General features: G+C 58.8%; 26 protein-coding genes. 17 read left to right on the plus strand and 9 right to left on the minus strand.

The window, feature by feature from the left end; translation table 11 throughout:
* Positions 1–411: 411 nt before the first annotated feature.
* Both EJA70_RS14520 and EJA70_RS14525 read right to left on the minus strand, forming a co-directional pair.
* Positions 412–1,632 (minus strand): CaiB/BaiF CoA-transferase family protein, encoded by a 1,221-nt coding sequence (locus EJA70_RS14520; protein ID WP_158831619.1) that lies wholly within the window; start codon positions 1,630–1,632, stop codon positions 412–414.
* Positions 1,633–1,645: 13 nt separating this feature from the next.
* The gene (locus EJA70_RS14525) at positions 1,646–2,827 is read right to left on the minus strand and encodes an acyl-CoA dehydrogenase (protein ID WP_008081123.1); all 1,182 of its coding nucleotides are present in this window, start codon (positions 2,825–2,827) and stop codon (positions 1,646–1,648) included.
* Between the two features lie 158 nt (positions 2,828–2,985).
* Between EJA70_RS14525 and EJA70_RS14530 the strand changes: the two genes are divergently transcribed.
* The 11 genes from EJA70_RS14530 (at position 2,986) to EJA70_RS14580 (ending at position 13,151) form a co-directional block, all read left to right on the plus strand.
* Complete coding sequence (locus tag EJA70_RS14530) at positions 2,986–3,885, plus strand: LysR family transcriptional regulator (RefSeq protein ID WP_158831621.1); 900 nt, start codon at positions 2,986–2,988, stop codon at positions 3,883–3,885.
* 434 nt (positions 3,886–4,319) lie between these two features.
* Positions 4,320–5,441: a Re/Si-specific NAD(P)(+) transhydrogenase subunit alpha gene (locus EJA70_RS14535; RefSeq protein WP_158831623.1), complete on the plus strand. Its 1,122-nt coding sequence runs from the start codon at positions 4,320–4,322 to the stop codon at positions 5,439–5,441.
* A gap of 15 nt (positions 5,442–5,456) precedes the next feature.
* Positions 5,457–5,777 (plus strand): NAD(P) transhydrogenase subunit alpha, encoded by a 321-nt coding sequence (locus tag EJA70_RS14540; protein WP_003187417.1) that lies wholly within the window; start codon positions 5,457–5,459, stop codon positions 5,775–5,777.
* Entirely contained in the window at positions 5,777–7,210 is a 1,434-nt protein-coding gene (locus tag EJA70_RS14545) for an NAD(P)(+) transhydrogenase (Re/Si-specific) subunit beta (RefSeq protein WP_053116415.1), read from the plus strand. Before EJA70_RS14540 ends, EJA70_RS14545 begins: the two co-directional genes overlap by 1 nt.
* 214 nt (positions 7,211–7,424) lie before the next feature.
* Positions 7,425–8,918 (plus strand): acetyl-CoA hydrolase/transferase family protein, encoded by a 1,494-nt coding sequence (locus tag EJA70_RS14550; protein WP_158831625.1) that lies wholly within the window; start codon positions 7,425–7,427, stop codon positions 8,916–8,918.
* Between the two features lie 321 nt (positions 8,919–9,239).
* Entirely contained in the window at positions 9,240–9,455 is a 216-nt protein-coding gene (locus tag EJA70_RS14555) for a DUF1127 domain-containing protein (RefSeq protein ID WP_007911656.1), read from the plus strand.
* Positions 9,456–9,829: 374 nt separating this feature from the next.
* Positions 9,830–10,147 carry a DUF2388 domain-containing protein gene (locus EJA70_RS14560; RefSeq protein ID WP_008081137.1) on the plus strand — a complete coding sequence of 106 codons (318 nt, stop codon included), beginning with the start codon at positions 9,830–9,832 and terminating at the stop codon, positions 10,145–10,147.
* A gap of 108 nt (positions 10,148–10,255) precedes the next feature.
* A complete protein-coding gene (locus EJA70_RS14565; RefSeq protein WP_053116412.1) occupies positions 10,256–10,573 on the plus strand; it encodes a DUF2388 domain-containing protein in 318 nt (105 codons plus the stop codon).
* A gap of 42 nt (positions 10,574–10,615) precedes the next feature.
* Positions 10,616–10,936, plus strand: a complete 321-nt coding sequence (locus EJA70_RS14570) for a DUF2388 domain-containing protein (RefSeq protein ID WP_007911662.1) — start codon at positions 10,616–10,618, stop codon at positions 10,934–10,936.
* Positions 10,933–12,894 carry a DUF4105 domain-containing protein gene (locus tag EJA70_RS14575; RefSeq protein ID WP_158831627.1) on the plus strand — a complete coding sequence of 654 codons (1,962 nt, stop codon included), beginning with the start codon at positions 10,933–10,935 and terminating at the stop codon, positions 12,892–12,894. Before EJA70_RS14570 ends, EJA70_RS14575 begins: the two co-directional genes overlap by 4 nt.
* A 5-nt stretch (positions 12,895–12,899) precedes the next feature.
* On the plus strand, positions 12,900–13,151 hold the full coding sequence (locus EJA70_RS14580) for a hypothetical protein (protein ID WP_158831629.1): 252 nt from the start codon (positions 12,900–12,902) through the stop codon (positions 13,149–13,151).
* On the opposite strand, the gene EJA70_RS14585 is transcribed toward EJA70_RS14580, so the two are convergent.
* The 3 genes from EJA70_RS14585 to trpB all read right to left on the minus strand — a co-directional run bounded on the left by EJA70_RS14585 (position 13,145) and on the right by trpB (position 15,782).
* Positions 13,145–13,600 carry an anti-virulence regulator CigR family protein gene (locus EJA70_RS14585; RefSeq protein ID WP_158831631.1) on the minus strand — a complete coding sequence of 152 codons (456 nt, stop codon included), beginning with the start codon at positions 13,598–13,600 and terminating at the stop codon, positions 13,145–13,147. The genes EJA70_RS14580 and EJA70_RS14585 overlap by 7 nt on opposite strands.
* A 122-nt stretch (positions 13,601–13,722) precedes the next feature.
* Positions 13,723–14,535, minus strand: a complete 813-nt coding sequence (gene trpA / locus EJA70_RS14590; protein WP_158831633.1) for a tryptophan synthase subunit alpha — start codon at positions 14,533–14,535, stop codon at positions 13,723–13,725.
* The gene (gene trpB, locus EJA70_RS14595; protein ID WP_008081147.1) at positions 14,535–15,782 is read right to left on the minus strand and encodes a tryptophan synthase subunit beta; all 1,248 of its coding nucleotides are present in this window, start codon (positions 15,780–15,782) and stop codon (positions 14,535–14,537) included. Before trpB ends, trpA begins: the two co-directional genes overlap by 1 nt.
* 114 nt (positions 15,783–15,896) lie before the next feature.
* Between trpB and EJA70_RS14600 the strand changes: the two genes are divergently transcribed.
* Complete coding sequence (locus EJA70_RS14600) at positions 15,897–16,814, plus strand: LysR family transcriptional regulator (protein ID WP_158831635.1); 918 nt, start codon at positions 15,897–15,899, stop codon at positions 16,812–16,814.
* Here the strand turns inward: EJA70_RS14600 and EJA70_RS14605 are convergent.
* The gene (locus tag EJA70_RS14605) at positions 16,787–17,113 is read right to left on the minus strand and encodes a YqjD family protein (protein ID WP_095190284.1); all 327 of its coding nucleotides are present in this window, start codon (positions 17,111–17,113) and stop codon (positions 16,787–16,789) included. The two genes, EJA70_RS14600 and EJA70_RS14605, sit on opposite strands and share 28 nt — an antisense overlap.
* Before the next feature lie 157 nt (positions 17,114–17,270).
* Here EJA70_RS14605 and EJA70_RS14610 point away from each other — a divergent pair, with 157 nt between their 5' ends.
* Together EJA70_RS14610 and EJA70_RS14615 are read left to right on the plus strand one after the other, a co-directional pair.
* A complete protein-coding gene (locus EJA70_RS14610) occupies positions 17,271–17,486 on the plus strand; it encodes a dodecin (protein WP_008081151.1) in 216 nt (71 codons plus the stop codon).
* 127 nt (positions 17,487–17,613) lie between these two features.
* Complete coding sequence (locus EJA70_RS14615; protein ID WP_158831637.1) at positions 17,614–17,838, plus strand: DUF1161 domain-containing protein; 225 nt, start codon at positions 17,614–17,616, stop codon at positions 17,836–17,838.
* 250 nt (positions 17,839–18,088) lie between these two features.
* On the opposite strand, the gene EJA70_RS14620 is transcribed toward EJA70_RS14615, so the two are convergent.
* Positions 18,089–19,090 (minus strand): LLM class flavin-dependent oxidoreductase, encoded by a 1,002-nt coding sequence (locus EJA70_RS14620; protein ID WP_158831639.1) that lies wholly within the window; start codon positions 19,088–19,090, stop codon positions 18,089–18,091.
* Between the two features lie 240 nt (positions 19,091–19,330).
* Between EJA70_RS14620 and EJA70_RS14625 the strand changes: the two genes are divergently transcribed.
* Both EJA70_RS14625 and EJA70_RS14630 read left to right on the plus strand, forming a co-directional pair.
* Positions 19,331–19,762, plus strand: coding sequence for an OsmC family protein (locus tag EJA70_RS14625; protein ID WP_158831641.1), 432 nt, complete (start codon positions 19,331–19,333; stop codon positions 19,760–19,762).
* A gap of 266 nt (positions 19,763–20,028) precedes the next feature.
* A complete protein-coding gene (locus tag EJA70_RS14630) occupies positions 20,029–20,268 on the plus strand; it encodes a DUF1161 domain-containing protein (protein ID WP_008081158.1) in 240 nt (79 codons plus the stop codon).
* A gap of 6 nt (positions 20,269–20,274) precedes the next feature.
* Here the strand turns inward: EJA70_RS14630 and EJA70_RS14635 are convergent, their stop codons facing one another.
* Both EJA70_RS14635 and EJA70_RS14640 read right to left on the minus strand, forming a co-directional pair.
* On the minus strand, positions 20,275–20,694 hold the full coding sequence (locus EJA70_RS14635; protein ID WP_158831643.1) for a hypothetical protein: 420 nt from the start codon (positions 20,692–20,694) through the stop codon (positions 20,275–20,277).
* A 41-nt stretch (positions 20,695–20,735) separates the two neighbouring features.
* Complete coding sequence (locus EJA70_RS14640; protein ID WP_158831645.1) at positions 20,736–21,158, minus strand: hypothetical protein; 423 nt, start codon at positions 21,156–21,158, stop codon at positions 20,736–20,738.
* Between the two features lie 60 nt (positions 21,159–21,218).
* Between EJA70_RS14640 and EJA70_RS14645 the strand changes: the two genes are divergently transcribed.
* Complete coding sequence (locus EJA70_RS14645) at positions 21,219–22,355, plus strand: aminopeptidase (RefSeq protein ID WP_158831647.1); 1,137 nt, start codon at positions 21,219–21,221, stop codon at positions 22,353–22,355.
* Positions 22,356–22,552 lie beyond the last annotated feature (197 nt).

The following is a 22,552-nucleotide window of genomic DNA, read 5'->3' on the forward strand; positions in this document are numbered from 1 at the left end:
TTTCGTCTCAACCGAGGCGCGCATTCTACAGCAGCCTCATTTGCTGTCAAGTGATTATTTTCAGAAGTTTTCGAAGAATTCTTCAACAACTTCAACCACTTGCGCTTCAGATCTCTCATCAGCGGGATGCGAATTCTACAGCGTTACACGCTGCTGTCAACACCTCTTTTTCAACTTCTTTCTGCGCTTCGATAAACTGAAGCACCTGCTGCCGAAACCTACATAACTCATTGAATCTCAAGGAGTTTTCCGTTTCGACTGCGCCGGAAGTGGGGCGAATTATAGACACCTGAGATCTGCCGTCAACCGTTAATTTCGCTATTCTTTCAATCACTTGCAAATTGGTTAAATAACGACCAAATGCACCCATATATAGGAAGCAAACGTGGTTCCTATATATAGAAGGGATCTTCAGAGCACCCCAGCCGCCTTCAGCTCAGCCACCGCACCCGCGCCCAAGCCCAGCACACCCTGCAGAACCTCCAGCGTATGCTCACCCAACAAAGGCGGGGCACGACGATACTCAACCGGTGTCTGCGACATACGAATCGGGCTGGCCACCTGCGGCACCATTCCCGCCAACGCATGTGGCAACTCTATCGCCAGGCCACGGGCCTTCACCTGCGGATCTTCAAACACCTGCGATAGATCATTGATCGGCCCACAAGGCACGCCCGCCTGCTCCAACTCGGCAACCCACTCGGCAGTCGTCTTGAACACCGTCGCCTGGCGAATCAGCGGAATCAACACCGTCCGATTCGCTACTCGCAGCTTATTAGTAGCAAACCGCGGATCGTCAGCCCACTGCGGCTGCCCCGCCACTTCGGCAAACTTGCGGAACTGCCCGTCATTACCCACGGTAAGAATGAAGTCGCCGTCAGCCGTAGGAAAGTCCTGATAAGGCACGATGTTCGGATGCGCATTGCCCAGACGCTTCGGCGCGTTGCCCGTCGTCAGGTAATTCATCGCCTGGTTAGCCAGACACGCAACCTGCACATCCAGCAACGCCATATCGATGTGCTGACCACCACCGTCGTGATCGCGATGAGCCAACGCTGCAAGGATCGCCACCGTCGAATACAGGCCGGTGAGAATATCCGTCAACGCCACACCCACCTTCACCGGCCCGGCACCTTCATCCCCCTCAGGTCGACCAGTCAGGCTCATCAGCCCGCCCAGCCCCTGAATCATGAAGTCATAGCCAGCACGCTTGGCATAAGGCCCGGTCTGGCCGAACCCGGTGATCGAGCAATAGATCAGGTTCGGATTGATCGCCTTCAGCGATTCATAGTCCAGCCCATACGCCGCGAGACCACCGACCTTGAAGTTCTCGATAAGAATATCGGACTTCAAAGCCAGCTCACGCACCAGCTTCTGACCCTCGGGGCGGGTGAAGTCGATGGTCACCGATTGCTTGTTGCGGTTGGCCGACAGGTAATAAGCCGCTTCCGAGGTGTTCTCGCCATAAGCGTCTTTAAGGAAGGGCGGCCCCCAGGCGCGCGTGTCGTCACCATTGCCCGGACGCTCGACCTTGATCACCTCGGCGCCAAGGTCGGCGAGGATCTGCCCGGCCCACGGCCCGGCCAACACGCGCGATAAATCCAGTACCCGCAGATGCGACAGCGCGCCCATAGTCGCTCTCCTATTAATAGAACGCCTGCAAGCCGGTTTGCGCACGCCCGAGGATCAGCGCGTGAACGTCGTGAGTACCTTCATAGGTATTCACCACTTCCAGATTGACCAAGTGACGGGCCACGCCGAATTCGTCGGAGATACCGTTGCCGCCGAGCATGTCGCGCGCCATACGGGCGATGTCCAGCGACTTGCCGCAGGAGTTGCGCTTCATGATCGAAGTGATTTCGACCGCAGCGGTACCTTCGTCCTTCATTCGACCCAGACGCAGGCAGCCTTGCAGGGCCAACGTGATCTCGGTTTGCATGTCGGCCAGTTTTTTCTGGATCAACTGAGTAGCGGCCAATGGGCGACCGAACTGTTGGCGATCCAGCGTGTACTGGCGGGCGGTGTGCCAGCAGAACTCGGCAGCGCCCAGTGCGCCCCAGGAAATGCCGTAGCGCGCAGAGTTAAGGCAGGTGAACGGGCCTTTCAGACCGCGCACGTCCGGGAAGATGTTCTCTTCCGGCACGAACACGTTGTCCATGACGATCTCACCGGTGATCGATGCACGCAGGCCGACCTTGCCGTGAATCGCCGGAGCGCTCAGGCCTTTCCAGCCCTTCTCCAGTACGAAGCCACGAATGTCGCCGGCATCGTCCTTACCCCAGACCACGAACACGTCGGCGATCGGGCTGTTAGTGATCCACATCTTCGCGCCGGTCAGGCTGTATCCGCCGTCGACTTTGCGGGCCCGGGTAATCATCGCGCCCGGGTCGGAACCGTGGTTTGGCTCGGTCAGGCCGAAGCAGCCGATCCACTCGCCGGAAGCCAGTTTCGGCAGGTATTTCTGTTTCTGCGCTTCGGTACCGAACTCGTTGATCGGCACCATTACCAGCGACGACTGCACGCTCATCATCGAGCGATAGCCGGAGTCGACACGCTCCACTTCGCGAGCAATCAGGCCGTAGCTGACGTAGTTGAGGCCGCTGCCACCGTACTGCTCGGGGATGGTCGCACCCAACAGGCCGACTTCGCCCATTTCGCGGAAGATCGCCGGGTCAGTTTTCTCATGGCGGAAAGCTTCGAGAACACGCGGCGCAAGCTTTTGCTGAGCGAACTGCTCGGCGGTGTCGCGGATCATGCGCTCTTCTTCGGTGAGCTGTTGATCCAGCAGCAGGGGATCGATCCAGTTGAAGCTAGCTTTACCGCCCATGAGTGTGTCCTCGTAAATCGGCTGAATTAACGTGGCATTGATCCTAGGCGCGGTTCGCCGTCGCGGCAAACGAGGATTTCGCATTCTGTTGTGCTAATTTCTCACTCCGAAACGTCGCGAAATGCCTTTTATGCGGCGCATTAGTGAGGTTGACGTACATGCGCAGGAAGATCCCCAGCACCACCGCCCTGATCAGCTTTGAAGCCGCTGCACGCCACGAGAGCTTTACCCGCGCCGCCGAAGAACTTTCCCTCACCCAGGGAGCCATTTGCCGACAAATCGCCAGCCTTGAGGAGTTCCTCAGTGTGGAACTGTTTCGACGCTCGCGACGCGGGGTGAAGCTGACCGAAGCGGGACTTTCCTACAGTCGCCGGGTCGCCACGCAACTGGATGCAGTGGAACGCGACACCTTGTCGGTGATGGGCCAGCAAGGCACCAATGTGATCGAGTTGGCGGTGGTGCCAACCTTCGGTACGCAATGGCTGCTACCGCGCCTCAAGGATTTCCAGCTCAAGCACCCGGAAGTCACGGTCAACCTGACCAACCGCACCCGGCCCTTCCTGTTTGCCGATACCGAATTCGATGCCGCGATCTACTTCGGCGATGCCGACTGGTCAGGTACCGAATCCCACAGGCTGATGGGCGAAAATCCGATGCCGGTGTGCAGCCCCGCCCTACTCGGCAACAAGATGCTTCTGACCGCCGACGAGATTGCCGAGCTACCGCTACTGCAACAGACCACCCGCCCTTACGCCTGGCGACAGTGGTTCAACTCGCAACAGCTGAATATCCCCCGCGACATGACAGGCCCGCGCTACGAGCTATTCTCCATGCTCGCCCAAGCGGCCATGCACGACATGGGGATCGCGCTGATTCCACCATTCCTGATTCAGCGCGAGCTGGCAGAGAAACGCCTGGTGATTGCCAACCCGCAGGCACTCGCCAGCATCAAGGCCTATTACCTGATGATTCCCGAACGAAAGGTCGAATCAGCGTCTTTAAAGGCATTTCGCGACTGGCTGGTAAATCAGGCACAGAGCTACAGCCTAGAAGGGTGAAGGCTTTCAGCGTTTATTGACCTCGTAGTCAGAAAAACCAAAGCCCTACAGATATAAGTATTTGTCGCATATGCGCAGACTGTATCCGAAAGTCGTACAGACGTCCTACAAGCGCCTGAAGACGTGGCTTTGAGCCTCCATTCACGACGTATTGCGGTCTATTCACGTCACCGATGAGAAATTTTTCCACATTGCGCCAGAATCCTTGCAGGGCACGGCCTGTAAGGGATTCGACAGGGCATGTGCGACATTCGGTCACGGCATGACTTGTAGTTAATTTTCCGTCACCCGTCATAATCCCTTGAAGGGCATAAAGTTCGCCTGCAAAATGCCGCGCCCCGCCCTGATTTGGCGGGATCGTGCTGATCGGCCGCCCCAGTCGCACCATCCGTAGTGCATGGGTTTACTCAATAAGATCACGCAGGAGATTTGACGTGCACATTGGTGTTCCTCTCGAAACCCAGACCGGTGAAACACGGGTTGCTGCAACCCCGGAAACCATTAAAAAGCTGATCAGCCAAGGTCATAAGGTCACTGTGCAAACCGGCGCCGGCGTTAACGCCAGTGTTGTCGACAGTGCCTATGAAGCGGCAGGCGCAACCATTGGCAGTGCCAATGAGGCGTTTGGCGCCGAGCTGATTCTCAAAGTGGTCGCGCCAAGCGATGCCGAACTGACGCTGATCAAGCGCGGTACGGTGTTGGTCGGCATGCTCAACCCGTTCAACAACGAAACCATCGCGAAGATGGCCGAGTGCGGCATTACCGCGTTCGCCCTCGAAGCGGCGCCGCGCACCTCGCGCGCGCAGAGTCTCGATGTGTTGTCGTCGCAGGCGAACATTGCCGGCTATAAGGCTGTGTTGCTGGCCGCTCACCACTATCCGCGCTTCATGCCAATGCTGATGACGGCTGCGGGCACCGTGAAAGCGGCGCGCGTGCTGATTCTTGGCGCCGGTGTGGCCGGGTTGCAGGCGATTGCTACGGCGAAACGTCTGGGTGCGGTGATCGAAGCGTCCGACGTGCGTCCGGCGGTGAAAGAGCAGATCGAATCCCTCGGCGCCAAGTTCGTCGACGTGCCGTACGAGACCGATGAAGAGCGCGAATGCGCCGTCGGTGTCGGCGGTTACGCGCGACCAATGCCAGCCAGCTGGATGCAGCGTCAGGCGCAGGCCGTACACGAACGCGCCAAGCAGGCTGACATCGTCATCACCACCGCGCTGATTCCGGGCCGCAAGGCACCGACGCTGTTGAGCGCGGACACCGTGGCGCAGATGAAACCGGGTTCGGTGGTCATCGACCTCGCGGCGGCTCAGGGCGGCAACTGCCCGCTGACCGTGGCTGATCAGGTCGTGGTCGAAAATGGCGTGACCATTTGTGGCCCGACCAATCTGGCCGGCGAAGTCGCTGCAGACGCTTCGGCGCTGTACGCACGCAACCTGCTGGACTTCCTCAAGCTGGTCTTCACCAAAGAAGGTCAGTTCGACGTCAACCTCGAAGACGACATCGTCGCCGCGTGCCTGATGTGCCGCGACGGCCAAGTCATCCGCAAAAACGCCTAAGCAGGGATTCAGACGATGGAAGAGCTTATCTCCCCCGGTATCTACAACCTGATCATCTTCGTGCTGGCGATTTATGTCGGTTACCACGTGGTCTGGAACGTTACACCTGCGCTGCACACGCCGTTGATGGCGGTAACCAACGCCATCTCGGCGATCGTGATCGTCGGCGCCATGCTGGCGGCCGCACTGACCGTCACGCCGCTGGGCAAAACCATGGGCACCCTCGCCGTGGCACTGGCCGCGGTCAACGTGTTCGGTGGCTTCCTGGTCACCCGCCGCATGCTTGAGATGTTCAAGAAGAAAGCCCCGAAAGTAAAAGAAGAGGCGCCGAAGTAATGAGCATGAATCTCGTCACGACGCTCTACCTGATCGCGTCGATCTGCTTTATCCAAGCCCTCAAAGGCCTGTCGCACCCGACTACTTCGCGGCGCGGCAACCTGTTCGGCATGCTCGGCATGGCGTTGGCCATTCTGACTACCGTCGGCCTCATTTATAAGTTGGGCGCTGAGCTCGCGACTGCCGGTATCGGTTACGTGATCGTTGGCCTGCTGGTCGGCGGCACCGCCGGTTCGATCATGGCCAAGCGCGTTGAAATGACCAAGATGCCGGAACTGGTCGCCTTCATGCACAGCATGATCGGCCTCGCGGCAGTGTTCATCGCGATCGCTGCGGTGGTTGAGCCGCAATCGCTGGGCATCGTTAAACAGTTGGGCGACTCGATCCCAACGGGCAACCGCCTGGAGTTGTTCCTCGGCGCAGCAATCGGTGCGATTACTTTCTCCGGTTCGGTGATTGCCTTCGGCAAGCTGTCGGGTAAGTACAAGTTCCGCCTGTTCCAAGGCGCACCGGTGCAGTTTACCGGTCAGCACAAGCTGAATGCCGTGCTGGGTCTGGCTACGCTGGCACTCGGCCTGACTTTTATGTTCACCGGTAACCTCACCGCGTTTGCGCTGATGCTGGCGCTGGCGTTCGTGATGGGCGTGCTGATCATCATCCCGATTGGCGGCGCCGACATGCCGGTGGTGGTGTCGATGCTCAATAGCTATTCGGGCTGGGCGGCGGCGGGAATCGGCTTCTCGCTGAACAACTCGATGCTGATCATTGCCGGTTCGCTGGTGGGTTCGAGCGGTGCGATCCTCTCGTACATCATGTGCAAGGCGATGAACCGTTCCTTCTTTAATGTACTGCTCGGCGGTTTCGGCAACACGGCCGATGCAGGCCCTGCCGGTGCGAAGGAAGCCCGTCCGGTGAAATCCGGTTCGGCTGACGACGCGACTTTCCTGCTGACCAACGCCGACACCGTGATCATCGTGCCGGGTTACGGCTTGGCGGTAGCGCGTGCACAACATGCGCTGAAGGAATTGACCGAGAAGCTGACCCACCGTGGCGTGACCGTGAAGTACGCGATCCACCCGGTGGCCGGTCGTATGCCGGGGCACATGAACGTCCTGCTCGCCGAGGCCGAAGTGCCTTACGATCAGGTGTTCGAGATGGAAGACATCAACTCCGAGTTCGGCCAGGCCGACGTGGTGTTGGTGCTCGGCGCGAACGACGTGGTCAACCCGGCCGCGAAGAACGATCCGAAGTCGCCGATTGCCGGCATGCCGATTCTCGAAGCGTTCAAGGCCAAGACCATCATCGTCAACAAGCGCTCGATGGCCAGCGGCTATGCCGGCCTGGACAACGAACTGTTCTACCTGGACAAGACCATGATGGTGTTCGGCGACGCGAAGAAAGTCATCGAAGACATGGTTAAAGCGGTCGAATAATTCCCCGCTGCAACACCGAACGCCCCGACTTGTCGGGGCGTTTTTGTTTGCGCAAACAGTCGGACAATTTGCCGCGTTGTTGCAGATCCAGTAACGGTGTTTTACTTGAAACCCGCTGAATAGACGCCTCGTTTGCGACCTTGGTAGCGGGACAGGCGCCCGTCAAATTCACTAGACTGCGCATCCTGCTACTCGCTTCCCGAGATAATAATCCATGTACCGTGACCGTATTCGCTTGCCTTCGTTGTTGGATAAAGTGATGAGCGCCGCCGACGCAGCCGCTCTGATTGAGGACGGCATGACCGTCGGCATGAGCGGTTTCACCCGTGCCGGCGAAGCTAAAGCCGTCCCTCACGCACTGGCCGAGCGCGCCAAGGTCACGCCGCTGAAGATCAGCCTGATGACCGGCGCCAGCCTGGGCAACGACCTCGACAAGCAATTGACCGAAGCCGGCGTACTGTCGCGGCGCATGCCGTTCCAGGTCGACAGCACCTTGCGCAAGGCGATCAACGCCGGCCAGGTGATGTTCATCGACCAGCATCTGTCGGAAACCGTCGAGCAGCTGCGCAATCAGCAACTAAAGCTGCCGGACATCGCGGTCATTGAAGCCGTGGCCATCACCGAACAAGGCCACATCGTGCCGACCACGTCGGTGGGCAACTCGGCGAGCTTCGCGATTTTCGCCAAACAGGTGATCGTCGAGATCAATCTGGCGCATAACGCCAACCTCGAAGGCCTGCATGACATCTATATCCCGACCTACCGCCCGACGCGCACGCCGATCCCGCTGGTAAAAGTCGACGACCGCATCGGTAGCACCGCAATTCCGATTCCGCCGGAGAAGATTGTCGCCATCGTTATTACCCAGCAGTCGGATTCGCCGTCCACCGTGTCGACGCCGGACGTCGATACCAACGCCATCGCCGAGCACCTGATCACCTTCTTCAAACAGGAAGTCGACGCCGGGCGCATGACCAACAAGCTCGGCCCGTTGCAGGCGGGGATCGGCAACATCGCCAACGCGGTGATGTGTGGCTTGATCGATTCGCCGTTCGAAGAACTGACCATGTACTCCGAAGTGTTGCAGGATTCGACCTTCGACCTGATCGACGCCGGCAAGCTGAGCTTTGCTTCGGGCAGCTCTATCACCTTGTCGGAGCGCCGCAACAGCGACGTGTTCGGCAATCTCGAGAAGTACAAAGACAAATTGGTGCTGCGTCCGCAGGAGATCTCCAACCACCCGGAAGTGGTGCGTCGCCTGGGCATCATCGGCATCAACACGGCGCTGGAGTTCGACATCTACGGCAACGTCAATTCCACCCACGTTTGCGGTACGCGGATGATGAACGGCATCGGTGGCTCGGGCGACTTCGCGCGCAACGCGCATCTGGCGGTGTTCGTGACCAAATCGATCGCCAAGGGCGGCGCGATTTCCAGCGTCGTGCCGATGGTCAGCCACGTTGACCACACCGAGCATGACGTCGACATTCTGGTGACCGAAGTCGGTCTGGCTGACCTGCGTGGCCTGGCGCCACGGGAACGTGCGCGGGTGATCATTGATAACTGTGTGCACCCGGACTTCCGCCAGGCACTGAATGATTACTTCACGGCAGCCTGTGCTATCGGCGGCCACACGCCGCACATCCTGCGTGAAGCGCTGAGCTGGCACATGAATCTGGAAGAAACCGGGCGCATGCTGGCCGTGTAATTCACACAGATAAACCGCTGATGCAAACACAGTTTGCGTCGGCGAACTTCCGCAAGCCATGCGCCCGACAAAAACTGTACTGCTGTACTGGTCATTTCCTACGGCATTTGCCTACCTTTCCTGCCGAAATGAGCAAAAATGCACCACTTAAGTGCGCATAGGTACAGTTTACTCAATTTTGACCCGTACACCGTGTATAAACAGTTAACTGGTCACTCACAATACAGTTGAACTGTATCTAGAGAGACTATGCAAACGAGAGGATCATGGGCACCAGTCAAACCACTACCTGATCCCGCCACAAGCGGAAGGATGTCAACCATGGAACGTACACTCAGTTCCGAACTGTTCTTCGAAGACAAAGCTGTAAACACCCAGGCTTCCCTGCCTCTGCGCGTTATCGCCAACCTGATGTTGTGGCAGCGCCGCATCTCCAGCCGCCACCAGTTGGCCCGTCTGGATTCGCGTCTGCTGGCTGACGCCGGTATCAGCGAAGCACAACGCTATGAAGAGCTGAGCAAGCCGTTCTGGCGCTAAGCAGCGTCGCTGGCTCTGGTCGTTAGACCCACCGCCAGCAACCCGAATTGAACAAGCAAAACCCGTCGTGGGAAACCACGACGGGTTTTGTCGTTTTAGCTCTTGAAAAGCAATACCAGTACAGTTCAAACCATTCGAAATAAGACCATTACAATTGTAGGAGCTGCCGAAGGCTGCGATCTTTTGATCTTGAAAATCCAAAGCAAAAGATCGCAGCCTTCGACAGCTCCTACGGTTTTTCGTCTGGATGCTGGTTTGGCGAACGGATCTGCGCCTAATATCCACACAGAACGTGGCGAATGATGCGCAACAGGCGTCTGACTCCTCAGATACCGAGCCACCTCTCAATACGGTTTATTCACAGGAGTTACCCTATGTCCCGTCTTCGTCTGCTCAGCGCTGCCGCCCTGCTGGCCGTGGCTGCCAACGCCAGCGCCACCAGCTTCATCGTTACCACCGACGCCGTCGTGGGTGCGCTGAAATCTTCCTCCGACGCCACTTCCGACGTGACCTCGTCGTTCCGTGACGACAAAATCGTCCTCGCTGCCCGTGATGACGCGGCCAGCTTCGTCGCCACCCAAGGCGACATCCGTGGCGTGAAACTGGAAAGCGCGCTGGATCACATTCGCCATCAGGCTCCACAACTGAACGCGACTGACGCGGAGCTGGCTCAGGCCATCCTGACGATCTAATCGCTGCAAGGCATTACGGGACACGCCGGGCGTGTCCCGATGTTTCGAGACTGGCTCTGGCCCGGGCATTGCGCTAGCCTTGCGGCTCGCTAACAGTTACCGAGTCCGATGCGTTTTCTTCCAAATCTGCTGATCCCTTCCGTTTTGCTGAGCGCCTGTTGGGCGACGTCGGTCGATGCCTATGATGCTTTCAATGCGTCGACGCAAGGCATTGTCGTCAGTGGTTACGCCACCAGCATGGTGTCTTCCGCGCCTTTCGACCGTAAACTGCTGTTCGCCGCTCACGATGACGCGGCAGCGTTCGTGGCCAGTGACGGCCAATTGCGTGGGGCGCAGCTGGAATCCGCGCTTAATTACCTGCGTAAAAAACGGCCGAAACTTCATGTCTCTGACCTTGAACTGGCAGAAGCAATTCTCGTCCAATAGTTAACCTAGCCCTTAGTTAACCTGCCCCTTCGGAGTCGTTCCATGCGTAGCCCGCTGATTGCTGCCGCCCTTGGCCTGTTTTTGTTGGCCGACGTGGCCCAGGCGCACACCCTGGTAGCCACCAGTAACATCATCGTTCGTGCCTCCCAGCGCACCATCGATTTCACTTCCGACACCACCACGTCGATTCGCGACTCGAAAATCATCCGTGAAGCGCACGATGACGCCGCCAGTTTCGTCGCCACCAACGGTGATATCCGTGGCGCGCACCTGGAAGCCGCCCTCAACACCTTGCGCACGCGCGTCCCGGAAGCGCGCGACGCCAGTGATCAGGTCCTCGCCGAAGCCATCCTCGCACTGTGAAGTCACTCGGCGCCTGGCTGCTGGCCGGGGCGTTGTTGCTGCTTGGCAACAGCGCCCACGCCAGCCTGCAATTGCGGCTCAAGACTGACGGTCTGAGCCCCGCCCAACAACAAGCCAGTCAGGCGTTGATCGATGAGGCCATGCAGAGATTGCCGCCGAGCTTTATCGAGCGGCTGGATCGGCGCATCGATGTCGGCTGGACCGACGACATGCCTGCCAATGCCTACGGCCAGGCCACGCTGGTTGCCGAACTCGATCTGAACCGCAAACTGCTCGCCAGCCTTACCGACGGCAGCGCAGCGAAAGAAAAAACCAATCGCCCCCACGGCACAGTGCGCCAGGAATTGCTCGCCACGGTGCTGCACGAAATCACCCACATTTATGACCGCGCGCGCTTGTGGCCGGAAGCCGAGCGCACGCTGATCCAGCGCTGCACGCGCCGCTTCAACAGCGCCGGGCTGATCGGTATTCCTGACGAATGCCGTGGCCAGAACGGCCGTCGTTTCACTCTCAGTGATGATCCGCGCCTGCTCGACCTCGCCGGTTGGCAGCAATACGTCGGCCGTCGCGGTGAACGCGAGCAGCACAACCGACAGATCGCCCGCAGCCCGGATCTGTACGAAATTTCCAGCCCGAAAGAGTTCGTCGCGGTCAACATGGAGTATTTCCTCCTCGACCCGAGCTACGCCTGCCGTCGCCCGGCGCTGTATCGCTATTACCAGCAACACTTCGGCTGGGCGCCGCCGGCCAAGGACACTTGCAGCAAGACCTTTGCGTTTTTGAACGCGGGTAACGATTTCGCCAAACAGCCTTTAGGGCAGGTCGATCCGGAGCGGGTTTACGCGGTTGATTACTTGTTGGCCGAAGCCAATCAGAACTGGGTCAGCCGCTGGGGCCACAGCATGTTGCGCCTGGTGATCTGCGCGCCGGGCCGTCCGCGTGGGCCGGATTGCCGTCTCGATCTCGATCAGCATCTGGTGTTGTCGTACCGCGCGTTTGTCGGCGATGTGCAGTTGTCGAGCTGGGACGGATTGGTCGGCAAATACCCTTCACGGCTGTTCGTCCTGCCGCTTGCGCAGGTGATCGACGAATACACCAAGACCGAGTTGCGCAGCCTCGCTTCCGTGCCGATCAACTTGTCACGGGAAGAGATCGAAGGCGTGGTCGAACACGCTGCCGAGATGCACTGGAGCTACGACGGCAACTACTTCTTCCTCTCCAACAACTGCGCGGTGGAAGGTCTGAAGCTATTGCGCAGCGGCAGTGACAACAGCCAGTTCGTCGGGTTGGACAGCATCATGCCCAACGGCTTGCTGGAAGTGATGAAGGGTCGCGGGTTGGCCGATACCAGCGTGCTCGATGATCCGAAAGAAGCGCTGCGTCTGGGTTATCGCTTCGACTCGTTCCGCGATCGCTACCAGGCGATGTTTGATGTGCTGAAGAAACAACTGCCGATCAAACAGACCACCGTTGAGGAATGGCTGTCGCTCACTGCCGAAGAACGCCGCGAGTGGTTCGAGCGTGCGGATCTGCGCACCAGCGCTGCCTTGTTGTTGCTGGAGCAGGCGAGTTATCGACGTCAGTTGCTGTTGGCTCAGGATGAGGTCAAGCAACGATACCTCGGTGCTCGCGAGCTGGAAAATGGCGGCATGGACAAGGCCAACGCGACGTTGCAGGAAATCCTCGCCAACAGTGGATTCCTCAGTCGTCCGGCAGAGCTTCTTGATAGTCGTGGTTATGGGTTGCCACAGCCGAGTGAGTTCAAGCGACTGGAAGATGAAAGCAGCCAGCGGCAGAAGAAGTTGCTGGTGCTGTCGGGGGATCTGGACGCGGAGGTGCGCAAGTTGCTGGAGCCGAAGCGCGCTGCCGAGATTGCCGCGAGTGAGGAGAATGTGAAGCAGATTGGCGCGCATTTGCGCAAATTGCACAAGGCTTCTGGCGGCCTGGAACTCCCCTGAGCCTGATGCTGATGCTGATGCTGATGCTGATGCTGATGCTGATGCTGATGCTGATGCTGATGCTGATGCTGATGCTGAGTGCATACCTTGTGGCGAGGGGATTTATCCCCGATCGGCTGCGAAGCAGTCGCAATCCCAGCGAACACAGTTTGACTGAAAAACCGCATTTGCCGGATTTGGGGCTGCTTCGCAACCCGTCGGGGATAAATCCCCTCACCACAGTTGATGGCCTGCCAGTTAGATCAGATGGTCAATAGAGGACACCATCCAGGATTTCGTAAACGATCCCGGTGCCCACCGCGATCAGCACGATATCGCCCCCGGCCCGGCGCCATTCATACCCCGGATACACCGGCAAACGACCCAACGCGCGACTGTCCAGACGCTCGCCGTAATACCCGTGCGGCAACGGCCGGCCACGCTCCAGATGAATCCCCGGAGGCGGCGGTGCGCCGCGTACGAAGTAGCCATGATTGTCACGAATGGTCTGGCGCACCGGGCCAAAGTCGCGCGGTGGCGGGCCACCACGGTGATCATTTTGCGGGCCACGATGGTCGTCGCGGTGGTCATTACCATGGTTATTGTATTGGCCCTGCTGCGGGCCGCCGTGGTCGTGATCATCGCGCTGATCGGCGCTGGCCAGCAGCGGTGTCGCACTGATCAACAGCACGCCCAATCCGGCCATCAGACGTTTCGGCATTTTCATCGGGTCTTTCCTCACGGCACAAACAGCAAAAAGGGCCTCAGAACGGTGTTCTGAAGCCCTCGGTCTTGCTGGATTAGTCTGCACTTTGAGGTGCTAATTCCTCTGTATCAGGAACTTTACCTTCAGCTGACGCGGGCCTTACGCACGCCTTCGGAGAGTGCCGAGCACAGGCCCAACACACCGTCGACGGCTTGGGCTGGCGTGGTCGCATTGGCGATGTGATCGATCAACGCCGAGCCCACCACCACACCATCAGCCAGACGCGCGATGGCCGCCGCTTGCTCCGGCGTGCGGATGCCGAAACCGATGCTGATTGGCAGATCGGTGTGACGACGCAGACGGGTCACCGCCTCTTCGACGTGCTCCAGAGTCGCGGCGCCAGCACCGGTCACACCAGCCACCGACACGTAGTAAACGAAACCGGAGCTGCCATTGAGCACTTTCGGCAGACGCGCATCGTCAGTGGTCGGCGTGGTCAGACGGATGAAGTCCAGACCGGCAGCCTGCGCCGGATCACACAGCTCGGCATTGTGCTCAGGCGGCATGTCGACCACGATCAGACCGTCGACACCGGCCTCTTTCGCGTCAGCGATGAAGCGCTCAACGCCATACATATGAATCGGATTGTAGTAACCCATCAACACCAGCGGGGTATCGCTGTTGCCTTCACGGAACTCGCGAACCATTTGCAGGGTTTTCACCAGGTTCTGTTTGGCGCCCAAGGCACGGATGTTCGCCAACTGGATCGCCGGACCGTCGGCCATCGGGTCGGTGAACGGCATGCCCAGCTCGATCACATCGGCGCCGGCACCCGGTAAACCTTTGAGGATCGCCAGCGAAGTGTCGTAGTCCGGATCACCGGCGGTGACGAAGGTCACCAGCGCGGCACGGTTCTGTTCTTTCAGGTCGGCAAAACGGGTTTGCAGGCGGCTCATCAGTGTTTCTCCTGCTTGGATGGCTCTTGTTGAGCGTTTTCCATGTGATGCATGACGGTCTGCATGTCTTTGTCGCCACGGCCCGACAGGTTGACCACCATCAGGTGATCCTTCGGCAGCTTCGGTGCGCGTTTGAACACTTCGGCCAAGGCGTGGGCGCTTTCCAGTGCAGGAATGATCCCTTCCAGGCGGCAGCATTTGTGGAACGCGTCGAGGGCTTCGTCGTCGGTCACCGAGGTGTACTGAACGCGGCCGATGTCATGCAACCACGCGTGTTCCGGGCCGATGCCCGGGTAGTCGAGGCCGGCGGAAATCGAGTGGGCGTCGATGATCTGGCCGTCGTCGTCCTGCAACAGGAACGTACGGTTGCCGTGCAACACACCCGGAACACCGCCATTGAGGCTCGCCGCGTGCTTGCCGGTTTCGATGCCGTAACCGGCCGCTTCAACACCGATGATTTCAACGCTCTTGTCGTCGAGGAACGGGTGGAACAGGCCCATCGCGTTGGAACCGCCACCGATGCACGCCACCAGGCTGTCCGGCAGACGACCTTCCTGTGCTTGCAACTGATCGCGGGTTTCCTTGCCGATCACGGCCTGGAAGTCGCGAACCATCGCCGGATAAGGGTGCGGGCCTGCCACGGTGCCGATCAGGTAGAAGGTGTTGTCGACATTGGTCACCCAGTCACGCAGGGCTTCGTTCATCGCGTCTTTCAGGGTACCAGTGCCGGCAACCACTGGAATCACTTCAGCGCCCAGTAATTTCATGCGGAAGACGTTGGCCTGCTGACGTTCGATGTCAGTGGTGCCCATGTAGATCACGCAATCCAGACCGAAACGTGCAGCGACGGTGGCCGTGGCCACGCCGTGCATGCCGGCGCCGGTCTCGGCGATGATGCGTTTCTTGCCCATGCGCCGCGCCAGCAGGATCTGGCCGATGCAGTTGTTGATCTTGTGCGCGCCGGTGTGGTTCAGCTCTTCGCGCTTGAGATAAATCTTCGCGCCGCCGCAGAATTCGGTCAGGCGTTCAGCGAAATACAGCGGGCTCGGACGTCCGACGTAGTCACGCTGGAAGTAGGCCAATTCTTCTTTGAAGGCCGGATCTTCCTTGGCCGCTTCGTATTCGCGGGCCAAGTCGAGGATCAACGGCATCAGGGTTTCCGCCACGTAGCGGCCACCGAACGAGCCAAACAGGCCGTTATCGTCCGGGCCGTTGCGCAGATCAGAGGTGTTCGAAGTCTGGGTCATGAGTCGCTCCAGGTGAATTCGGGTCAAAAGACAATGACGACCACTCTACCCCTGACCTTCCAGGCTGAAAACCGATAAGATCGCCACAACCTGTCAGGAAAACTCACAGATACCATGAGCCACGACCTTCCCCCGCTGAACGCCTTGCGCGCGTTCGAAGCGACCGCCCGGCTGAACAGTGTCAGTCAGGCTGCCGAGCAGCTGCACGTTACTCATGGTGCGGTCAGTCGTCAGCTCAAAGTGCTGGAAGAGCACCTCGGCGTCAGTCTGTTCGTCAAGGATGGTCGCGGCTTGAAACTCACAGATGCCGGCATGCGCTTGCGCGATGCCAGCGGTGAGGCTTTTGATCGTTTGCGCAGTGTTTGCGCCGAGTTAACTCAGAGCACCGCCGACGCGCCGTTTGTGTTGGGATGCTCGGGAAGCCTGCTGGCGCGCTGGTTTATTCCGCGTTTGGGACGATTGAATGCCGATCTGCCGGATTTGCGTCTGCACCTTTCAGCGGGTGAAGGCGATCTCGATCCTCGGCGTCCGGGGCTGGATGCTTTGCTGCTGTTCGCCGAGCCGCCATGGCCGGCAGACATGCAAGTTTACGAATTGACTGCAGAACGTATCGGCCCGGTAATGAGCCCGCTGTTCGGCGGCTATCAAAACCTGCAAGCCGCGCCAGCCTCGGCACTTCTCGATGAACCGCTGCTGCACACCACTTCGCGCCCACAAGCCTGGCCAAGCTGGGCACAGCAAAACCACCTGGATGCGAAAGCGTTGAAGCTCGGGCAAGGTTTTGAGCATTTATATTATTTGCTGGAAGCAGCCGTTGCTGGTCTCGGCGTAGCCATCGCGCCGGAGCCACTAGTGACGGAAGATTTGAAGGCCGGTCGCCTGGTTGCGCCATGGGGTTTCTGTGAAACCCCGGCGCAACTGGCGTTGTGGCTACCCAAACGCGCCGCAGACGGGCGCGCTCGGCAACTGGCGCAATGGCTCAAGAACGAGCTGCGCCAGAGCGATCACTCGCCGCGCTTGAACAGCAAGTAAGCGGCGAGCAAGCCAAGCGCACCAACCGCCACACCGGCAGTCGTCCATGGATGTTCCTGCGCGTAGTCGCGGGTGGCGATCCCGGTCTCGCGGGTTTTCACTTTGACTTCTTCATAGGCGTCGCTGAGCAGATGACGCGAATGTTTCAGTGCGCTTTCAGCGTTGCTTTTCAGCGCCTTGAGGGTCTTGCGCGACTCGTCCGAAGCGTCGTCTTTCAGGCTTTCCAACGACTTGAGCAGACTCTCGATCTCGGCTTCCATGCTTTGCAACGAGGCTTTACGTAAAGAGGTGTTGGCCATGGTGGCTCTCCTGCATTGGTGATGAGTGGCGTGTGTTGTTTGGGACTTCAGCAGTTTGAGAAAGTGCAGAAAATCTGAACTTCGCCTGCGCAGAGCCACCGAATTCAACAGTGCAGATTCACTGCTAGTCTCAATTCCACACGCCAAGGAGTTCGTTATGAGTGACCATCACACGTACAAGAAAGTCGAGCTGGTCGGTTCGTCGACCACCAGCATCGAAGACGCCATCAACAACGCAATTGCTGAAGCCAACAAGACCATTCGCAACCTGGAATGGTTTGAAGTGACCGAAACCCGTGGTCACATCAAGGACGGCAAGGCAGCGCACTTTCAGGTGACACTGAAAGTCGGTTTCAAGATTGCCAGTAGCTGAGTTTGGTCTAGTCTTCTGAACTTGCGCGCTGGCCGAGTGCCATAGGAATGGCAAAGCGCTACAGGGTGAGAGCATCGGGTGAACGCTTGATGCCCGCCTCTTTTAATCCGACCAGGGAGTGCGACCGATGAAGAAGTTCATGTTGGCAGTAGGTTTGTTGAGCCTTGCGGGTGGTGCGTTTGCTGCCGGTAAGCCTTGTGAAGAGCTGAAAAGCGAGATTGCGGCGAAGCTGGATGCCAAGGGCGTTTCCGGGTATTCGCTGGAGATTGTCGACAAGGGCGCGGCGGCTGGCGGCAAAGTCGTCGGCACCTGCGAGGGCAAGACCAAGGAAATCGTTTACAAGCGCGGTTGATTGCGCCTGAAATACAAAAGCCGACGTGAATGCGTCGGCTTTTTTGTGTCCAGGATTTGGATTTTTTGGTGGATTTGAAATCGAACCCCCTCACCCCAGCCCTCTCCCCCAAGGGGTAGAGGGGGAAAGGGAGCAAATCGGGGGCTGTTCAAAACCTGAGTTCGACTGGATATTTCAGGTCGATGTCGAGCTCGAGAACACCTCGATCAGTCCCCTCTCCCTCCGGGAGAGGGTTAGGGTGAGGGGCTTTTCAGCCCTTCATGACCTGTGCCAGCAACTCGTACGAATGCACCCGATCAGCATGCTCATACAAATCGCTGGTAAAAATCAGCTCATCCGCCTGCGTCTGCTCAATCAGCACCTCCAGCTTCGCGCGGATTTTCGCTGGGCTACCGACCATCGCCAGCCCAAGGAAATCGCCTACAGCTTCGCGCTCATGCGGCAGCCACAGGCCGTCCATGGTTTTCACCGGCGGACGCTGCACCAGACTCTGCCCACGCATCAACGCCAGAATGCGCTGGTACACCGAAGTCGCCAGGTAATCAGCCTGTTCATCGGTATCCGCTGCCACCAACGGCACACCGAGCATCACGTACGGCTTGTCGAGCACCGCCGATGGCTTGAAGTGATTGCGATAGACGCGAATCGCCTCGTGCATGAAGCGCGGGGCGAAATGCGAGGCGAAGGCGTACGGCAAACCACGCTCACCGGCCAGTTGCGCACTGAACAGGCTGGAACCGAGCAACCAGATCGGCACATTGGTACCCGTGCCCGGCATCGCGATCACCCGCTGATCCGGGGTACGCGGGCCGAGGAAGCGCACCAGTTCGGCGACGTCCTCGGGGAAATCATCAGCGCTGCCGGAGCGTTCACGGCGCAGCGCACGCGCGGTCATTTGATCGGAACCGGGCGCACGGCCCAGACCCAGATCGATCCGCCCCGGGTACAGGCTTTCCAGCGTGCCGAACTGTTCGGCGATCACCAGCGGTGCGTGGTTGGGCAACATCACGCCACCGGAGCCGACACGAATGGTCGACGTACCGCCGGCCAGATAGCCGAGCAACACCGACGTTGCCGAGCTGGCGATGCCGTCCATGTTGTGGTGTTCCGCCACCCAGAACCGCGTGTAGCCGAATTTCTCGACGTGTTGCGCCAGGTCCAGCGAATTGCGCAGCGACTGGGCCGGGCTGCCGTTTTCGCGCACCGGCACCAGATCGAGGGTAGAAAATTTTACGTCGGACAGTTGCTTCATAAACCTGCGTCTCCGAGTGAGGCGGCAGGTTTTTCTTGCGAACGAAAACCTGCCAAATCCATAAGCTTATTTGTGCAATAAGGGCATATACCCGAGTTTCAATAGCAGAGCCGAAATTTCCTACTAAAAAAGTCAACGATTCAGACGGGCTGAACTTTGTCCCGGCGTCTATCCTCAGAAGCCTTGCAAGCAAAAACCACGACGACGCGGCGTTTCGCGTCAGATCTTGAGGAGGCAGACATGGCTATCGTGAAGAAAGCATCCGCACATTGGGCAGGCGATCTGAAAACCGGCATTGGCTCGATCTCCACTGAAACCGGTGTCCTCAGAGAAGCACCGTACGGCTTCAAGGCCCGCTTCGAGGGCGGCAAGGGCACCAACCCGGAAGAACTGATCGGCGCTGCACATGCCGGTTGTTTCTCCATGGCGTTTTCGATGATTCTCGGCGATGCGGGCCTGACGGCTGACAGCATCGACACCCAGGCTGAAGTGACCCTCGATCAGGTTGAGGGCGGTTTCGCGATTACTGCGGTGAAGCTGATCCTCAAGGCGAAAATCCCGGGAGCCACGCAGGCGCAGTTTGATGAGCTGAGCAAAAAGGCCAAGGAAGGGTGCCCGGTGTCGAAAGTGCTGAATGCGCAAATCAGCCTTGAGGCGACGTTGGTCAGTTGATCGCGCGCGATCCAGCCACAGCAACATAATCCCTGTGGGAGCTGGCTTGCCAGCGATAGCGGTGTATCTGGCGACCTCAATGGTCGCTGTGCCGACGCCATCGCTGGCAAGCCAGCCCCCACAGGTTTTTCAGGGCACCTGATATTTCGTCAATTCCTCCACACATCTTGTGAGCGAAGTCAGAACTCGTTTTATGAAAATATGGTCGAATACATGACAGCAGCTTCAGCGCACACCCGTGCGCGCTGCCTCAGGGAGCTTCACTCATGAAACGTATTGGCTTGGCCATCCTCTGCAGTGCATTGGCCACTTCGGTTGTTGCGGCACCGAAAGACTGCGAAGAACTGAGAAAAGAAATCGAGATCAAGATCCAAGCCAAAGCCGTGCCCTCGTACACGCTGGAAATCGTCAGCAAGGAAGAGGCGGCCAAACACGACATCGCCATGGTGGTGGGTTCGTGTGAGAACGGCACCAAAGCGATCATCTATCAGAAGAACGACTCCTGATAACGCCTACGGCACGCAGTTGATCTGCCGTTCTTCGGCAACGATCTGCCCCTGACGATTGATCAACCGGGCGCTTGGCGTGAAGGCCAGCGAGCGGGCTTCGAGCCGGTAACGTTGCCCCGCTTCGAAGTGGTCATAAGGCACGGTCATGTAGCACAGCCGCTCCTGCGGGTCGGTGTCCATGCCCTGGCCGCCGCCGAAAATCTCGAAATCGAAGCGCACCGTCAGTTCATGGCTGCCCGGCGCGACCTGAAAAAAGCGTCCGTCCTGCAGGCGCACATTGTCCAGCCGTTCCGCCATCAACACCTTGCCGCCGGGTGTCGGCATCGCAAAGTCGACCCAGGCTTTGCCGGGATCCGCCGCTGGCAGCGGGCTCTGGCAGCTGGCAAGCACACTTCCTACCAGCAACAACGTCAACCTGCGCATGATCAAATGTCCTTTGATGTGGACATCCAGCATACCGCCGATCAGGTCTTCTGACAGCCCGCCGGCGTGCCCTGCCCCACCACGTTGCGCTGCTCATCATAAAGTTTGGCCCATGGCCGGAATCCGATGCTGCCGGCCTGTAATTGATAACGCTGACCGGCATTGAAATCCTTGAATTTCACGTTCATCCGGCAATCACGCCACAGCGGTTCGGCATCGGGGCCGATGTTGGTGGCGTCGACCGGAAACTGATAGCGCACCGTCAACTCATGGCTGCCGGGCTGTACCTCGAAGTAACGTTTATCGACGGCCTCGCTGCTATCGACCTTCAGCGCTTGCAACGCCGTGTCCTGCTGTCGTGCATCAAGATCGACCCAGGCTTGCGAAGGGTCCGGATCGGGCATTCCGAAATGGGCACAACCGGCCAGCGTCAGCAGGCCTCCCGTCAGCATCAACATGCGCATAGCGGTGCTCCTTAAGGCGGGATAGTCTTGCGAGCAGACTCTCCGGGGGGATTTCTTATTTTGATCAGGCCGTTTGCAAGCCATGGGTTACTTGATCGCGTTTTTCGGGTTTTGTTTCCGGGTGTGATGTTTTTGTTGCTCAACGGTTGCGCCAGCGTCAGCTATTACGGCCAGTTGGCCAGTGGCCAACTGCAACTGTTGCGGGCGCGTGAGCCGGTGGCAAAGGTCATTGCCGACCCCAGCCGCGACGCCACGTTGCGCGCGCACCTGAGCCAATCGCAAAAGGCCCGTGCATTCGCCAGCGAGCATCTGCACCTGCCGGACAACCAGAGCTATCGCCTGTACGCCGACATTGGCCGGCCGTTCGTGGTGTGGAATGTGTTTGCCACTCAGGAGTTTTCCCTGACGCCGCAGAATCATTGCTTTCCGATTGCCGGGTGCGTGGCCTATCGCGGCTATTACAGCCAGGGCGCGGCGCGGGGTGAAGCGGCAATCCAGCGCTTGCAGGGCATGGACGTGTCGATTGGCGGCGTCGAGGCTTACTCGACGCTCGGCTGGTTCAACGATCCGATCATCAACACGATGCTGGGCTGGGGCGATGAACGCCTGGCCACGCTGATCTTTCATGAGCTGGCGCATCAGCGCTTTTATGTGAAGGACGACACCGAGTTCAACGAGTCCTTCGCCACCTTTGTCGAGCAGGAAGGCACACGGCAGTGGCGCGCGTTTCGCGGGTTGCCGGCGGATAAAGATTCTCGGCTCAAGCAACGCGATCAATTCATTGAGTTAGTCCTCGATACCCGCTCACGACTGGAAAAGCTGTACGCACAGCCATTGCCGGCTGAGCGGATGCGCGAACGCAAAGCGGCCGAGTTCGAACAGTTTCGCCGGGATTATCGGGTGATGAGGGACAGCCAGTGGGCCGGGGACAAGCGCTATGACGCTTGGGTGAACGCGCCGCTGAACAACGCGCGGTTGTTGCCGTTTGGGCTGTATGACCAGTGGGTGCCGGCGTTTTCGGCGTTGTTCAAACAGGTCGGGGGGGATTGGCTGAGATTTTATGCGCAGGTTGAGCGATTGGGTGGGTTGCCGGTGACTGAGCGCAAGGCGGCACTGAAAGCATTGGCAGATGATGAGATATCAGTGGCTGATCTGGCCTCATCGCTGGCAAGCCAGCTCCCACAGGGACAGCGCTGAGCCTGAGCACATCGCTCACCTGTGGGAGCTGGCTTGCCAGCGATAGCTTACTGATCAGCGCCGCAGAAACGCCTGATGCAACTCCCACAGGGACAGCGCTGAGCCTGAGCACATCGCTCACCTGTGGGAGCTGGCTTGCCAGCGATAGCTTACTGATCAGCGCCGCAGAAAGGCCTGATGCAACTCCCACAGGGACA

The sequence above is a fragment of the Pseudomonas sp. PB103 genome (assembly GCF_009764635.1).
In the GTDB taxonomy this organism is placed as follows: domain Bacteria; phylum Pseudomonadota; class Gammaproteobacteria; order Pseudomonadales; family Pseudomonadaceae; genus Aquipseudomonas.

What these genes read in the sequence shown, in the direction of transcription:
- EJA70_RS14540 (WP_003187417.1), top strand. Translation starts at nt 5,457, where the DNA reads ATGGAAGAGCTTATCTCCCCCGGTATCTACAACCTGATCATCTTCGTG.
- EJA70_RS14600 (WP_158831635.1), top strand. Translation starts at nt 15,897, where the DNA reads ATGAGCCACGACCTTCCCCCGCTGAACGCCTTGCGCGCGTTCGAAGCG.
- EJA70_RS14615 (WP_158831637.1), top strand. Translation starts at nt 17,614, where the DNA reads ATGAAGAAGTTCATGTTGGCAGTAGGTTTGTTGAGCCTTGCGGGTGGT.
- EJA70_RS14560 (WP_008081137.1), top strand. Translation starts at nt 9,830, where the DNA reads ATGTCCCGTCTTCGTCTGCTCAGCGCTGCCGCCCTGCTGGCCGTGGCT.
- EJA70_RS14640 (WP_158831645.1), bottom strand. Translation starts at nt 21,158, where the DNA reads ATGCGCATGTTGATGCTGACGGGAGGCCTGCTGACGCTGGCCGGTTGT.
- EJA70_RS14565 (WP_053116412.1), top strand. Translation starts at nt 10,256, where the DNA reads ATGCGTTTTCTTCCAAATCTGCTGATCCCTTCCGTTTTGCTGAGCGCC.
- EJA70_RS14555 (WP_007911656.1), top strand. Translation starts at nt 9,240, where the DNA reads ATGGAACGTACACTCAGTTCCGAACTGTTCTTCGAAGACAAAGCTGTA.
- EJA70_RS14630 (WP_008081158.1), top strand. Translation starts at nt 20,029, where the DNA reads ATGAAACGTATTGGCTTGGCCATCCTCTGCAGTGCATTGGCCACTTCG.
- EJA70_RS14525 (WP_008081123.1), bottom strand. Translation starts at nt 2,827, where the DNA reads ATGGGCGGTAAAGCTAGCTTCAACTGGATCGATCCCCTGCTGCTGGAT.
- EJA70_RS14570 (WP_007911662.1), top strand. Translation starts at nt 10,616, where the DNA reads ATGCGTAGCCCGCTGATTGCTGCCGCCCTTGGCCTGTTTTTGTTGGCC.
- EJA70_RS14585 (WP_158831631.1), bottom strand. Translation starts at nt 13,600, where the DNA reads ATGAAAATGCCGAAACGTCTGATGGCCGGATTGGGCGTGCTGTTGATC.
- EJA70_RS14610 (WP_008081151.1), top strand. Translation starts at nt 17,271, where the DNA reads ATGAGTGACCATCACACGTACAAGAAAGTCGAGCTGGTCGGTTCGTCG.
- EJA70_RS14635 (WP_158831643.1), bottom strand. Translation starts at nt 20,694, where the DNA reads ATGCGCAGGTTGACGTTGTTGCTGGTAGGAAGTGTGCTTGCCAGCTGC.
- EJA70_RS14530 (WP_158831621.1), top strand. Translation starts at nt 2,986, where the DNA reads ATGCGCAGGAAGATCCCCAGCACCACCGCCCTGATCAGCTTTGAAGCC.
- trpA (WP_158831633.1), bottom strand. Translation starts at nt 14,535, where the DNA reads ATGAGCCGCCTGCAAACCCGTTTTGCCGACCTGAAAGAACAGAACCGT.
- EJA70_RS14620 (WP_158831639.1), bottom strand. Translation starts at nt 19,090, where the DNA reads ATGAAGCAACTGTCCGACGTAAAATTTTCTACCCTCGATCTGGTGCCG.
- EJA70_RS14625 (WP_158831641.1), top strand. Translation starts at nt 19,331, where the DNA reads ATGGCTATCGTGAAGAAAGCATCCGCACATTGGGCAGGCGATCTGAAA.
- EJA70_RS14550 (WP_158831625.1), top strand. Translation starts at nt 7,425, where the DNA reads ATGTACCGTGACCGTATTCGCTTGCCTTCGTTGTTGGATAAAGTGATG.
- EJA70_RS14580 (WP_158831629.1), top strand. Translation starts at nt 12,900, where the DNA reads ATGCTGATGCTGATGCTGATGCTGATGCTGATGCTGATGCTGATGCTG.
- trpB (WP_008081147.1), bottom strand. Translation starts at nt 15,782, where the DNA reads ATGACCCAGACTTCGAACACCTCTGATCTGCGCAACGGCCCGGACGAT.
- EJA70_RS14545 (WP_053116415.1), top strand. Translation starts at nt 5,777, where the DNA reads ATGAGCATGAATCTCGTCACGACGCTCTACCTGATCGCGTCGATCTGC.
- EJA70_RS14520 (WP_158831619.1), bottom strand. Translation starts at nt 1,632, where the DNA reads ATGGGCGCGCTGTCGCATCTGCGGGTACTGGATTTATCGCGCGTGTTG.
- EJA70_RS14605 (WP_095190284.1), bottom strand. Translation starts at nt 17,113, where the DNA reads ATGGCCAACACCTCTTTACGTAAAGCCTCGTTGCAAAGCATGGAAGCC.